Origin of the sequence: Jannaschia faecimaris, from assembly GCF_900107415.1 — a bacterium.
GTDB lineage: Bacteria > Pseudomonadota > Alphaproteobacteria > Rhodobacterales > Rhodobacteraceae > Jannaschia > Jannaschia faecimaris.
In genome coordinates this window covers 112677-125350 of the sequence record NZ_FNPX01000007.1, presented here as the reverse complement: position 1 = coordinate 125350, position 12674 = coordinate 112677, and the positions used below count along the sequence as shown (strand labels likewise).

Genomic DNA, 12674 nt, shown 5'->3' with positions numbered 1-12674 from the left:
GGGGAGGGCATCATTGCAAAATAGTCCGCTCCTAATGGTTTGGGTCTTGGTTCGAAGGAACGGTTCATGACGCGTTTGCGACTAATGCGGCCAGCCGTGCGTTTTCGATTGTGAGGTCTGAGATCTGTTCTTGCATCTGCGACAGATGCGGCTCCAGTTCCGCTTGGGTCAGGCGCTGCGGTATGTGCGACGGACAATTCCAGTCGATCGCTTCGATCGTGATAACGATGACGCGTTCGGGCCGACCAGCATAGCCGGGATCATGTAACAGGGTAAGGATGTCGCCCACCGCCTCCCCCTCGACCACCTGAACACGCCCCCAAATTTTGAGGCGTCTGCGGTTGGGATAGTCCATCAGAATTATGGATATCCGGCCGTCACCCGCAAGGTTTCCCAGGCTGATATACTGGCGGTTCCCGCGGTAATCAGCATAGGCGATGGTCCGGGGATCAAGGACCCGCAGGAACCCGATCGGACCACCCCGGAATTGCAAGTAGGGCCAGCCTGTCTCGGAAACCGTCGCCTGATAGAACCCGTCGCGCGCCTCGATGAAGGCGGCCTCGTCAGGACCGAGCGCATTGCCGCCAACAGCATCGGCCGCAAGGAATTTCGCATATCCCTGTGCCGACCCCAATCGGGTCTGCTGGGCGCGGACATGTTCGGTGAAGGCGATTTCGGCAAAGGCCCTTGGCATGTCAGTCTCCTTGTCAGAGGTTCAGGTCAGTAAGCCCCGGATGGTCGTCCGGGCGGCGACCCAAGGGCCAATGAAACAGTCGTGACGCGGTCGGAATTGCCTGATCGTTGATGCTGGCGATCCTGCACCGCATGAGGCCATCGGCGGCGAATTCCCAGTTTTCGTTGCCGTAGGCGCGAAACCACTGGTGCCCCTCGTCGCGCCATTCATAGGCAAAGCGCACCGCAATCCGAAAGTCCGCCCACGCCCAAAGCTCCTTGATCAGACGGTATTCCTTTTCGCGCTCCCATTTGCGCGTCAGGAATGCCTCGATCTCGGCACGCCCTGACAGGAACTCGGACCTGTTACGCCACTGGCTGTCCTCGGTGTAAGCCTGCGCCACGGCTTGGGGCGCACGAGCATTCCACGCGTCTTCGGCGGCCCGAACTTTTTGCGCTGCTGTGATTTCGGAGAATGGCGGTACCGGTGGGCGGATCATGGCGTTTCCTTTTGATGTGGATTTGGATGCCCCGACGGCAGCGAGAATTCTTCAAGTAGCCGGGGAAAAGAGCCACGAAAAACCGGGGGGATCAGGGGGTGGCTCTTGGGGGTCAGTTGTCGGCGAGGGCGCGGATCGCGGACGCCGTGGTGTCAGTTTCCGCGACATGGCTGGCAATCATGCGAAAGTTCGTCAGCGCGGCGGCGTAGCCGTCCAGCCCCGGAAGTTGCGCCGCAGCGGTCGCATCTGTGACGACCATGACTTCAAAGCCCTGCTCCATCAATTCGCGCATATGGGATTCCGTGCACAGGTTGGCCGACATGCCCGCGATGATAATCTTCGAGATGTCGCGCTTGCGCAGCTGCAGAACCAGGTCGTTACTCTCGGGTCCAAAAGCCTTGTGCGGGCTGGTCACGATGGTCGCGCCGTCTTCGATATAAGGCTTGTACTGCTCAAGCCAGTCGGCACCCGATCCTTCAAACCCATCCACTGAAAGCGCATCACTGCGGTCGAACATACCGATTTCATGCATCAGCATCTCCAGCGCACCTTCGATTTTCCAGCCGTGGTCATGGGGGTAATAGTAGTGTGGCGACACGAACACCGGCATGTCGAACGCCTTCGCGGCGGCAAATAGATCGTCGATATGGCCGACGGTGCCGACGGCCTCGACATTGGGCCCGACGACACCCCAGGCAACGCCATCCGGGCTGAGAAAGTCGTTCTGCGGATCGGTCATCAGAAGGGCGGTTTCGCCGGCAACGATTTGAAATCCCGGATCGGGAAGTCCGCCGTCTTCGGCCAGCGCTATCGTCGCGGTCAGGGTGAACAACGACAGGGCACCGACGGCTGTGGCGATGATGCTTCGGAGAGGGTTCATGATCAACTTCCCTTCGAGATGAGGGCGTTACTAAAGATCAAGTGAGTCACCGATCTGTACACCTTTGATAAAAGGTGAACCGATCGGTAACTCATGTCAAGCTCGTCGTGCTAAAAAGATTCCCAGCCAGAACCTGAGAATTACCTTATAAAACTGTTTTTATGAGATTATTTCTCATAGAGGTCCGGACATCACGCAGTTATAAGTTGACAAATCAGTAAACAAATGGAGCCCGAATGCGACCGAACAAGCGAGATGAATTGGTTAGAAACGCGCTGGACGTGTTCTACCGAGATGGATTTCACGCCACCGGAATGGACAAGCTTGTGGCCGAGACCGGCATTTCGAAGACCTCCATGTACAAACACTTCCGCACGAAGGAGGATCTGATCCTCGCCGTGCTCAGGTTGCGGGACGAGCGGTTTCGTAACTGGTTCTGCCGCCGGGTCGAGGAGATTGCGGAGGCACCCAAAGACCGGTTGCTGGCGGTCTTCGATGCCTTGGAGGAATGGTTCAAGTCACCGGAGTTCAAAGGCTGTATGTTCATCAAGGCCGTTTCGGAATTCCAGAACCCGGAAGACCCGATTCACATTCAGTCAGCCACGCACAAGCGCATGCTGCTGGAGTTCGTCCAGGGCATTGCCGCGCAGGCCCGCGTCACGGATCCCGGCACCCTCGCGCGGCAACTGATGCTTTTGAAAGAAGGGGCAATCGTCACTGCGGTCATGCAGGGCGAAGCGAAGGTGGCCGCGGACGCCAAGGCGGCTGCTCGCATCCTGATTGCCGCTGCCGCGCGATGCTGAACGCGCTGTATTTTTGACCCCGTCATGACCAAGTGAACGACATAGCTCACGTTATTGGATATCACCAGGCACGGACGTCGGAACCCGCCGCAGCATGTCGTCCCCCTCGACCAAACTGATCGCGCAGATGCCCCGAACCAATCTCGACAGGTGGTGCTCAATGCCCTCGCGACCGAGGTCCGCTGTGCGGGAATTCATTCAGTTTGAAAGCATTCCGCGGAAGAAGGCCAGTTCAAACATAAGACACGTCCCATGATCGGAGGAGCATATATGGCAAAGTTTCACTGAAGCTGCATTTTCCAAGAGTCCCGTCAACAAACCATTTGCGAATTTGAAGATAATAATATTCGAATTCAATTACTTCCATATAAGTGATGGAAATACGCTTATGGCCGACTTGATAAAAGATTCAAGATTATCTTAAAATGAAGAATGTCCCGGAATTCTTTCTCAGCAAAAGAAGTTGGCATCTGGCGGAATTTTTACCCCATACTGCTTCACCAGAACTTCCGGTATCAGCGGTCAAATGGTTGCAGACCAAACCGGCTATTCCTGAACCTCAAAAATTAAGGTGATTTTCCGATCGCTCGTAGGTGGGAAGAGTTACTCATCTACATCAAAAAATGATTCAACCAAACATTCCAAGCGAAAAGGCAGGCCATTGATGCGCCGACTACCTTCGGCGCAATCAAAGCGCGAATAAGCATGGTCAACATAAACTGACCGGCAAACATGTACGCGAACCGACCGCACACAATACCCCGAGCTGTCACCCGACTCAGGCAATCGACACCCTATTACAGGAAAATAGCAAAGATTCAGGGAGACGGCATCCCGGCTGAAAATTCAATTGATAACCGCCTTCATTCACTCAACCTTGCGTCGCTCAATTTCAGCAAAACGCACTGCACGGGCATGTGAATCAGTGCTGCGCGGTCGCTTCTGAAGTATCTTCAATTGCGCACCTGGCTTATCAGCAAGATCAATCCGAACATATTGCTGGAACTTGGCCGCACCGCTGCGTGCGCGCGTGCGATCCACGATGTGTTTAGTCATGATTTCCTCCACTGCTGCGCGGTTCTTACCATACTTTCGGATGCAATGCAGCAACTACTCCCAAGCATGGCCAATCACGGGTGGCAGGCGCTCGACCAGGGGGGCCACAATTGCAAGCCAAATCCCACGCCACAAATGATATTTTCGGCGCAGTCGCATCTTAGCGACCTCATATCATCGCGTTCATTTCTGAATTACTGCAGTCCCACGACGCAAGGATGACGGGCGAACCTCGGCCAGCGCGTAAGACTGTGAGGATCACCGCACTTGCGGGATCTAGGGCGGGCAAACATGGAGCCGGACTGCCGTTGATGCAGCGCCGACGGGATCACCAGCCTAATGATTCAGATCCGAAGTGGAAAACTAGACTTAAGTAGTCATCGAACTCTTAGCGTTCCACCAAGCGGCGGCAGGCGAGTGCGGACGTTATCTGCACCGCGTATGCCCAAAGCGCTCCGCGACGTACCTACCAAAAGGTCAGAAGACGGCAAAAAGATACGCCGATGCTCGCACCCCCAAATAGGGCAGAAATGTGACTCTCCGGGCCTAAATTTGACCACCTATCGGCGCTAATTCCTACGTAGGCCGAGCAATGACCCCAAACGGGCGACCATATGACAACACTGAGCTTTTTTGCCCGAGGCGATGCCTCGTCTGCGAACAACGCGGCCCTGAATATTCAGAACACGTCACAGCAACCGACTGTTCTGATCACGTTCGACAGCGGACCGACCGGAGACATCATCCTGGAAGCCAATGGCGGTGCCCCCGATCCGGATACCACCGTGACGATAGACGGCCAGAACTACAGCTTCATCGTGGAGCAAACCGGCGATCTGCCCGCAGGAAACAATAAGGTCCCTGACGTTCTGGAAGGCAGCCAGATCACGGTAATCTCGGTGATTATTGACGGGACATATGAGCGGTTCTTCTTTGTAACTGACGGCAGCGGCTCGATGGCCCTGATGAACCAGTTCGGCAATGGTGCTGTCGCGCTGCAGAACACCGATACAACCCCGCCGGATGTTCTCATCTGCTTTTGCGGAGATACGGATATTCTGACACCGCAAGGTGCAAGGAAGGTTGATGCCCTAAAGACCGGCGATCTGGTCCTGACGGGCGACGGTGACGCTGTACCTATCCTCTGGATCGGGCGGACCCATGCATCTGTCGAGGACATGCGATGCGATCCGTCACTCAGACCGATTTGCATCTCGGCAAACTCCGTGCAGCCGGGTGCCCCATATGCGGACCTATACGTCTCTGCCCAACATCGGGTCGTCCTGGAGAGCGCTTGGGCCGAGTTCTACTTCGGCGAGCCAGGCGTCATGATGGCCGCCAAGCATATGGTCGGGACAGCCGCCGAAAGGATCATGCCGGAAAGGGCCGTGGCATATTTCCACATATTGTTGGATCGGCATGCCGTGCTTATTTCAAACGGCCTTCTGACTGAAAGCTTCCAGCCGTCACGTCGATCCATTGGCGGTATGTCGGCGCGGATACGCCGCTCGCTCGTCAACAACGTATCGCCGAAACAAATGCAGGCGCTTCTCATGCGTCCGGACGCGATGCGGACCTTGCGGGCGTACGAGGCCAGAACTCTGTCCGAACGGATGTTTGCCGGGACGGCGCAGCCGAAACCCACGACCGAGGGCAATTTTCTGGCGGCGTGAGGAAATTTCGACCGAACGTCCCTACACTTGTCTTGGTTCCGGTCTGCTGGCGAACCAGCGAGGGAACTGGCTACCCCCTTGAACTATAACGCTAACCAATCTCGCAAACGTGGCCTGCATGTCCAAGATCAAGGCCGTCACCTTGCCCTCCCGACACATCCAACCCCGCCCTGATTGGCGGCCGTGCGCGTTCGCTGATGTGTTTAGGGTGGCAAGATTTGGCCGGTCGGCTCACCTAAAACCTTGCATCACAAAGCCGTGACCTAGATGGATAGACATGGTATTTTCTGGTCCATCCCTCCGTGAACGATTGCGCACAGGCACACGCGCTTCGCACGACGCCCTCGAGCGCGCGCAAAATCAGTTTGATTTGACACAGTCCGGCGATCTGGCCGCGTTTCTGGCCGCCCAGCGGGACGCGCTGTCGGTGCTGCGTGATAGCGCGGTCGAGTTGGTCGATGCCTTGGACAAAGCTTGCGCGGATATTGAGGCCGATCTTTCCGAACTGGGCCGCGACAAGCAGGTCAGAACCTCACCCACGCCGCGCGTCGATGATGCGGAAGGGCGCGGTTATGTCTGGCATTCTCAGCAGCTGGGCATGCGGATGTTGGCGCGTCGGTTGTCCGACACGTCGGGGCCAGCGATGCGTTTCCTGACAACGTCACGCGATACCGAGGCTTGGCGGGCGCTTTGCGACACGTTGGAGCAGATTCCCGGCTACGGCCCAAAGGGGGAAGCCGCACTGAGCTCCGCGAATGACTGGTTGGCCCTGTTTGAGACGATTCATCTGGAACACGCCCGCGACCGGAGTTGAAGGCGGCGCACCGCGCAGCGGACTTTCCCGTTTGAAAACCTACCCTTGGCCCCACGTCACCCCGCGCGGCATGCGCCCTTCTTTCACTTCGGCGCTCGCTCTATCATGCGCGAGTTGTCGCCCCTGCAATCCCGACGGCCGCCCCCCTTATGAGCGTCGCGATCGTGGCCCGTCCCTGACCTTCATCTCAATCCGAGCCAGCCGAAAAGACGGTCAGGTCGCGCCCTTTCCTTGCCCGGCTGACGTGTCTAAGACCGATGGTAACGGTAACACGCAGGGGAATGCGGCATGTCAGAAGACGCACGGATCGGCCTGATCGGCCTTGGCACGATGGGGGCCGCGCTGGCATCCAATATCGCGGAAAAGGGCTTTGACATCGCGGTGTTCAACCGCACCACCCAGGTCACGCGTGACTTTGCAGCCCAGGCAGGCGACTTGGCCGCTAGGATCACCCCCACCGAGTCTCTGGAAGACTTGGTCGCCGCGATCGCGAAACCACGCGCAATTATCCTGATGGTACCCGCCGGTGACGCAGTGGACGCGCAGATCGATGCATTGCGCCCCCTGCTGGATGATGATGACCTGATCATCGATTGCGGCAATGCCAACTTTCAGGACACCGACCGAAGGGTGGAGGCCGCGACTGGCCCGTTCCTGGGCGTCGGGGTCTCCGGCGGTGAGGAAGGCGCGCGGCACGGCCCGTCGATCATGGGTGGTGGCAAGGCCGACCTTTGGGCACGGGTCGAGGACATCATGACCGCCATTGCCGCCAAACACGAGGGCGACCCCTGCGCGGCGCTGATGGGGCCGGGCGGGGCCGGACATTTCGTCAAGATGGTCCACAACGGCATCGAGTATGCCGACATGCAGATGATCGCCGAAGTCTACGGCATCCTGCGCGACGGACATGGGATGGACTACGATTCCATCGGCGACGTGTTCGCCGAATGGAACAAGGGACCTTTGGAATCCTACCTGATCGAGATTTCGGGGAAGGTCGCCCATGCCAAGGATTTAGCAACGGGTGCGCCGCTGCTGTCGGTGATCGTGGACGCCGCAGGCCAGAAGGGCACCGGTCGCTGGACCGTGATCGAGGCCCAACACCGCCTGGCCCCCGTTCCGGCCATCGAAGCGGCCGTCGTTGCGCGCAATCTCTCGGCCCGGCTGGAGGAACGCGCAAAGGGCCAGGAGGTGTTCGGTGCCGCGCCGCAGGCGTTTGACGGACTGGACCTTACGACACTTGAGAAAGGGCTGATGGCTGGCAAGATCCTCTGCTACGCGCAGGGGTTCGAAATGCTTTCAGCCGCGACACGCGATTTCGGCTGGGACCTACCAATGTCTAGGATCGCCCAGATCTGGCGGCAAGGATGCATCATCCGCTCAAGCATGCTGGATGACATGGCCAGCACGCTGAACGCAGAGCCGGGCGTAAACCTGATGTTCACCGACCACTTTGCCGCGATCCTGCGAGACACGCACGGGGCATTGCGGCAGGTCGTCGCGCAGGCGGCACTGAACGGTCACCCCCTGCCCGCGCTGTCATCGGGTCTGGCGTATTTCGACATGATGCGCACCACCCGTGGTACCGCCGACATGGTGCAGGGTCAGCGTGACTTCTTCGGGCTGCATGGCTTCGTGCACACCAACGGCAAGACGGGCCAACACGGGCCCTGGGCCAAAGGCTGAGGGTACGCCGGGGCTCTGAGTATTTTTAAAGCAGAGACGGGGTGCGTCCGAATGGTGGCACCCCAATTTCGTCAGATGCGCCAGTCGAAGAAGCCGTCGGGGGCGCGATCCAGCAGATCCTGCGCCAGACGCTCGCCCAGCGCTGCGCCGTCTTTGATCGGACACTCGCCGGCGACAGTCAGCACGTCCGACCCGTCGGGTCGAAGGATTTCACCCCGGAAGCGCAACATGGTGCCGTCCAGTTCTGCCAAGCCCGCGATGGGCGTCTCGCAACTGCCGTCCAGCGTCTTGAGAAACTGACGCTCACAATTCAGGCGCATCCCCGTCTCGGCGTGATGAATCGCGGCCAGCATCTGCGCCGCATTCTGGTCTGCGACGCGCCGTTCGATCCCGATGCACCCCTGTGCAACGGCGGGCAACATTTCGGCGACGTCGGTCGCATGCCGGGGCACGTCCTCCATCTTGAGCCGATTAAGCCCGGCCATGGCAAGGAAGGTCGCATCGGCGACACCGTCACCAAGTTTCTTCATGCGGGTCTGCACGTTGCCGCGAAATTCGACCACCTTAAGGTCAGGCCGGCGAAGGATAATCTGCGCCCGACGGCGCAGCGAAGAGGAGCCCACGACGGACCCGGACGGCAGATCGGCAAAGGCCGCGCCCGACAGCGTGACGAAGGCATCACGCACGTCTTCGCGCGGCAGGTAACAGTCGATGATCAACCCGTCGGGTTGCAGCGTCGGCATATCCTTCATGGAGTGCACGGCGATGTCGATGACACCCGCGGCCAGCGCCTCCTCGATCTCTCGGGTAAACAGGCCCTTGCCGCCGATCTCCTTCAATGGGCGGTCGATGATACGGTCGCCGGTGGTCTTGATGACCTCGATTTGAAAGGCCGCCTCGGGCAGATCGAAGGCGGCCATCAGCCGGGCGCGCGTCTCGTGGGCCTGCGCCAAGGCAAGCGGCGACCCCCGGGTGCCGATGCGAAGGGGGGCGTCCGGGGTCGGCAGGTCGGGCATATCGATCTTCTTTCGGCAGGATTGGTCGTGGTCGAGTTGACAGCACCGCCGTCGGCGGGACAAGTCAGGCTGCCACTACCTGCCCGTCTCGCACGGGTGCTGTCCAGCCCTCGGCAGCGAAGCCCGTAAAGGAAAGACCGTGACGAAGACCATCCTGCGCGCCCTGGCGGGCGAGACCCTGCCCACACCTCCGATCTGGATGATGCGGCAAGCCGGACGCTACCTGCCCGAGTACAAGGCCACGCGGGCCGAGGCTGGGGACTTCCTGTCGCTGTGCTACAACCCCGATCTCGCGACAGAGGTCACGTTGCAGCCGATCCGTCGCTTTGGCTTCGACGCAGCAATCCTGTTTGCCGACATCCTGCTGCTGCCGCAGGCACTGGGGGCGGATCTGTGGTTTGTGACCGGCGAAGGCCCGCGCCTGTCGACGATCACCGGCCCGGAAGGTCTGACCAAGTTGAAGGGCATCGACGATATCCACGAGACGCTGAGCCCGATCTACCAGACGGTGCGCAACCTGTCGGGGGCCTTGCCGGCCGAGACGACGCTCATCGGCTTCGCGGGCGCGCCCTGGACGGTGGCGACCTATATGATCGCGGGTCAGGGCACTCCGGACCAAGGTCCGGCACACGCGCTCAAGGCCGAGGATCGCGCAACGTTCGAGGCACTGATCGATCTGCTGACGGCTTCGACCATCGAGTACCTTTCGAAGCAGATCGAGGCTGGGGCCGAAGTCGTGAAGATTTTCGATAGCTGGGCCGGATCGCTTAAGGGCGAGGATTTCAGCAAGTATGCGCTGGAGCCCGCGCGCGAGATAACTGCGGCGCTGAAGGCCCGTCACCCCGGCATCCCCGTCATCGCCTTTCCGCGCGAAGCGGGTGAGGGGTATATCGGTTTTCACGCAGCTACCGGGGCCGATTGCGTTGCCGTGGACAACTCAGTCGACGCGGAATGGGTTGCCGAACACGTGCAGCCGGATGGCTGCGTGCAGGGGAACCTGGCGTCGCGGCACATGGTGACCGGCGGGGACGCGCTGGTGTCCGAGGTGCGGCGCATCCGGCAAGCGCTGTCCAAGGGGCCGCATATCTTCAACCTGGGCCATGGCATCACGCCGGACGCCGACCCCGACAACGTGACCTTGATGATCGAGACCCTGCGCGAGACCCAGAAATAGGAATCGCTTGGTACCAGCGCGGGTTGTAGCGTGGGAAACGTGGAGAGATTCGATCACATCGTCATAGGCGGGGGCATGATGGGTGCCCCCTGTGCGCGATACCTCGCGGAAGCGGGAGCGCGCGTCGCGCTGATCGCGCCGCCCGAGCCCGAGTTAAAATCCGCCTCCCAAGGTCCATTCGGCAGCCACTATGATGCCGCAAGGATCACCCGGCGCGTGGCCGCAGACCCGGATTGGTCGCTGCTCAGCCGTCGGTCGATCGACCGGTACCGCGACCTGGAGAATCGGTCCGGCCTTTCAATCTTTCACGAAGCGGGGGCCCTGATGTCCGGCCCCGAAGATGGCCAGATGGCCGACAGTTTCACGAACCGGTTCCTTGCGGTCGCCGAAGCCCTCCCCCGATCTCCTTTGCAGATGGGAACCGGTGACGTTTGGGAGCGTCTGGGCCTTGCCCTGCCCTCGGGGTCGATAGCCACATATGAGGAAACGCAGGGCGGCTGGATTGATCCGCGCGCGATGCGGGACGCGCAGATCAAGCTGACGCGCGCGGCAGGTGCCGTCGTGATCGCGCACGCGGCCACCGCGCTGGACCATGGCCGCGTTACCCTGGCCGATGGCACGCGGATCGAAGCGGATCAGGTCACGGTCGCCACAGGGCCGCACGCCGGATCAGACGGGTTTCTGCCTCGGTCACCCCGGATGAAGGTCTGGTCACGGACGATCGCCTTTGCCCGCCTGTCCGAGGATACGGGCGCGGCGCTGGCGCAGATGCCTTCGGTCATCTTCGTGCCGCAGGGATGGGACCACGACCTGTATGTGCTGCCGCCGGTCCGGTATCCCGACGGGCATCTCTACCTCAAGATCGGCGGGCAGCTGGACAGCCCGCGCATCCGCTCCGCTGACGACATGCGGGACTGGTATCACGGGCAGGGCGACATCACTGTGGGCGAACGCCTGTTGCAGGAATTGTCGGGATTGCTGCCCGGCATCCCATTCAAGACGACAAACACCGCGCCCTGCGCCGTGGTTTGGACCTCCACCGGCTTTCCGTACATCGAGCGGCTCGACGATACGGTGACCGCCTTGATCGGCGGCAACGGGGCCGCCGCCAAATGCGGGGATGAGCTGGGCCGTCTGGGCGCGATGGTCAGCATGGGCCAGGAGATCAGCGACGAAGGTTACGTTAACGATTTCAGGGGCGCCTGGGCGTCGGAAAAGGCGACCGCGGCCGATTAACAATGCCGCTTCAGTGCCATTTCGCTTCGGGCGGAAGGGACATCAGCACGGCGTTCGCGTCATGCCCGGATTCCAAGCCGAACTTCGTACCCCGGTCATATACAAGGTTGTATTCCGCATAGAGACCGCGATGCACCAGCTGCGCGTCCTTGTCGGTATCTGACCATTCCTGCGCGCGCCGCTTCTCGACCAGCGGCACGAAGGCGGGGAGGAAATGCTTTCCAACATCCTGTGTGAAGGCGAAATCGGTGGCCCAATCGCCCGTATTCAGATCGTCGTAGAAGATACCGCCCACACCCCGCGCACGTCCCCGGTGGGGAACATAAAAGTACTCGTCCGCCCAGGCCTTGAGCTTGGCGTAGCGATCTTCCCCGTCTAGGGGACCATGTGGATCGCAGGCCGCCTTCATCTGGTCGTGGAAATGCTGCGTATCCTCGGCGTATTCCAGGCACGGATTAAGGTCGCTGCCGCCACCGAACCACCAGGCATGCGGCGTCCAGAACATGCGCGTGTTCATGTGGACGGCCGGAACATGCGGATTGCGCATGTGCGCGACAAGGCTGATCCCGCTGGCCCAGAAGCGCGGATCCTCGGCCATTCCGGGCACGCCGCGCGCGGCCATCGCCTTTTGCGCGCGCTCACCCAACTGACCATGGACCTCGGACCAGTTGACTCCAACCTTCTCGAAAACGCGACCGCCACGCAGAACGGACATCAACCCACCCCCGGCATCCGAGCCGTCTTCGGCGGTCCGCGACGTCGGCGTCACTTCGAACCGGCCCGCCGGCAAGTCGGCGAAGGGACCAGTGGCGTTTGCATCTTCCAGCGCCTCGAAGGCGGCAACGATCTGATCGCGAAGGTCCCGAAACCATCCGGAGGCCGCGGTCTTCCGCGCGTCAGCAGTCTCTGTCATCGTTTCCCCCGATCGGTGCAAGGACGGTCTTGCGGCGGAACCACCGCATAATGCGCCACATTCGTGCCATGTTAAGTCCCCGCCATAGTAGGCGAGACCCCAAAAAACTACCAGATATCGCGTGACGCTCCGGCAAATTGGGTATTTTCGGGGCACCGCTTTGAACAGTGGATTCCTGCCGTCTTTTCAGGTTAGACTGATCCTACATTCACACAGGTCACCGGCGACAAGATCGGGGCCCAGGCAGACAG

The 12674-nt window shown here is 60.2% G+C and carries 13 protein-coding genes; 7 read left to right on the top strand and 6 right to left on the bottom strand.

What is annotated here, in order from left to right; all coding sequences use genetic code 11:
* Positions 1-64: 64 nt before the first annotated feature.
* The 3 genes from BLV27_RS10090 to BLV27_RS10080 all read right to left on the bottom strand — a co-directional run bounded on the left by BLV27_RS10090 (position 65) and on the right by BLV27_RS10080 (position 2052).
* Positions 65-694, bottom strand: coding sequence for a pyridoxamine 5'-phosphate oxidase family protein (locus BLV27_RS10090; RefSeq protein ID WP_092645536.1), 630 nt, complete (start codon positions 692-694; stop codon positions 65-67).
* A 13-nt stretch (positions 695-707) separates the two neighbouring features.
* Positions 708-1172 (bottom strand): nuclear transport factor 2 family protein, encoded by a 465-nt coding sequence (locus tag BLV27_RS10085; RefSeq protein WP_092645534.1) that lies wholly within the window; start codon positions 1170-1172, stop codon positions 708-710.
* Positions 1173-1284: 112 nt separating this feature from the next.
* Complete coding sequence (locus BLV27_RS10080; protein ID WP_092645532.1) at positions 1285-2052, bottom strand: cysteine hydrolase family protein; 768 nt, start codon at positions 2050-2052, stop codon at positions 1285-1287.
* A gap of 236 nt (positions 2053-2288) precedes the next feature.
* Here BLV27_RS10080 and BLV27_RS10075 point away from each other — a divergent pair, with 236 nt between their 5' ends.
* Positions 2289-2855, top strand: a complete 567-nt coding sequence (locus BLV27_RS10075; RefSeq protein ID WP_092645530.1) for a TetR/AcrR family transcriptional regulator — start codon at positions 2289-2291, stop codon at positions 2853-2855.
* A gap of 425 nt (positions 2856-3280) precedes the next feature.
* Positions 3281-3430 carry a hypothetical protein gene (locus tag BLV27_RS19330; protein ID WP_170831413.1) on the top strand — a complete coding sequence of 50 codons (150 nt, stop codon included), beginning with the start codon at positions 3281-3283 and terminating at the stop codon, positions 3428-3430.
* A gap of 292 nt (positions 3431-3722) precedes the next feature.
* Here BLV27_RS19330 and BLV27_RS19050 read toward each other — a convergent pair whose 3' ends face one another.
* A complete protein-coding gene (locus BLV27_RS19050) occupies positions 3723-3911 on the bottom strand; it encodes a hypothetical protein (RefSeq protein WP_139176591.1) in 189 nt (62 codons plus the stop codon).
* A 614-nt stretch (positions 3912-4525) separates the two neighbouring features.
* Here BLV27_RS19050 and BLV27_RS10070 point away from each other — a divergent pair.
* The 3 genes from BLV27_RS10070 (at position 4526) to gndA (ending at position 8084) form a co-directional block, all read left to right on the top strand.
* Positions 4526-5584, top strand: coding sequence for a Hint domain-containing protein (locus tag BLV27_RS10070; protein WP_092645528.1), 1059 nt, complete (start codon positions 4526-4528; stop codon positions 5582-5584).
* A gap of 370 nt (positions 5585-5954) precedes the next feature.
* Positions 5955-6398: a heme oxygenase-like domain-containing protein gene (locus BLV27_RS10065; protein WP_139176590.1), complete on the top strand. Its 444-nt coding sequence runs from the start codon at positions 5955-5957 to the stop codon at positions 6396-6398.
* 288 nt (positions 6399-6686) lie between these two features.
* On the top strand, positions 6687-8084 hold the full coding sequence (gene gndA / locus BLV27_RS10060) for an NADP-dependent phosphogluconate dehydrogenase (protein WP_092645524.1): 1398 nt from the start codon (positions 6687-6689) through the stop codon (positions 8082-8084).
* A 71-nt stretch (positions 8085-8155) separates the two neighbouring features.
* On the opposite strand, the gene hemC is transcribed toward gndA, so the two are convergent.
* The gene (gene hemC, locus BLV27_RS10055; RefSeq protein ID WP_092645522.1) at positions 8156-9100 is read right to left on the bottom strand and encodes a hydroxymethylbilane synthase; all 945 of its coding nucleotides are present in this window, start codon (positions 9098-9100) and stop codon (positions 8156-8158) included.
* A 139-nt stretch (positions 9101-9239) separates the two neighbouring features.
* Here hemC and hemE point away from each other — a divergent pair, with 139 nt between their 5' ends.
* Both hemE and BLV27_RS10045 read left to right on the top strand, forming a co-directional pair.
* Positions 9240-10274: a uroporphyrinogen decarboxylase gene (hemE, locus tag BLV27_RS10050; RefSeq protein WP_092645520.1), complete on the top strand. Its 1035-nt coding sequence runs from the start codon at positions 9240-9242 to the stop codon at positions 10272-10274.
* A 39-nt stretch (positions 10275-10313) separates the two neighbouring features.
* Positions 10314-11510 carry an FAD-dependent oxidoreductase gene (locus BLV27_RS10045; protein ID WP_139176589.1) on the top strand — a complete coding sequence of 399 codons (1197 nt, stop codon included), beginning with the start codon at positions 10314-10316 and terminating at the stop codon, positions 11508-11510.
* A 10-nt stretch (positions 11511-11520) separates the two neighbouring features.
* On the opposite strand, the gene hemF is transcribed toward BLV27_RS10045, so the two are convergent.
* Positions 11521-12423 carry an oxygen-dependent coproporphyrinogen oxidase gene (gene hemF, locus BLV27_RS10040; protein WP_092645516.1) on the bottom strand — a complete coding sequence of 301 codons (903 nt, stop codon included), beginning with the start codon at positions 12421-12423 and terminating at the stop codon, positions 11521-11523.
* Positions 12424-12674: the final 251 nt, after the last annotated feature.

Coding starts and splice junctions, on each gene's coding strand:
- BLV27_RS19330 (WP_170831413.1), top strand. CDS start 3,281: ATGAAGAATGTCCCGGAATTCTTTCTCAGCAAAAGAAGTTGGCATCTG.
- hemF (WP_092645516.1), bottom strand. CDS start 12,423: ATGACAGAGACTGCTGACGCGCGGAAGACCGCGGCCTCCGGATGGTTT.
- BLV27_RS19050 (WP_139176591.1), bottom strand. CDS start 3,911: ATGACTAAACACATCGTGGATCGCACGCGCGCACGCAGCGGTGCGGCC.
- BLV27_RS10085 (WP_092645534.1), bottom strand. CDS start 1,172: ATGATCCGCCCACCGGTACCGCCATTCTCCGAAATCACAGCAGCGCAA.
- BLV27_RS10070 (WP_092645528.1), top strand. CDS start 4,526: ATGACAACACTGAGCTTTTTTGCCCGAGGCGATGCCTCGTCTGCGAAC.
- BLV27_RS10090 (WP_092645536.1), bottom strand. CDS start 694: ATGCCAAGGGCCTTTGCCGAAATCGCCTTCACCGAACATGTCCGCGCC.
- hemC (WP_092645522.1), bottom strand. CDS start 9,100: ATGCCCGACCTGCCGACCCCGGACGCCCCCCTTCGCATCGGCACCCGG.
- BLV27_RS10075 (WP_092645530.1), top strand. CDS start 2,289: ATGCGACCGAACAAGCGAGATGAATTGGTTAGAAACGCGCTGGACGTG.
- gndA (WP_092645524.1), top strand. CDS start 6,687: ATGTCAGAAGACGCACGGATCGGCCTGATCGGCCTTGGCACGATGGGG.
- BLV27_RS10080 (WP_092645532.1), bottom strand. CDS start 2,052: ATGAACCCTCTCCGAAGCATCATCGCCACAGCCGTCGGTGCCCTGTCG.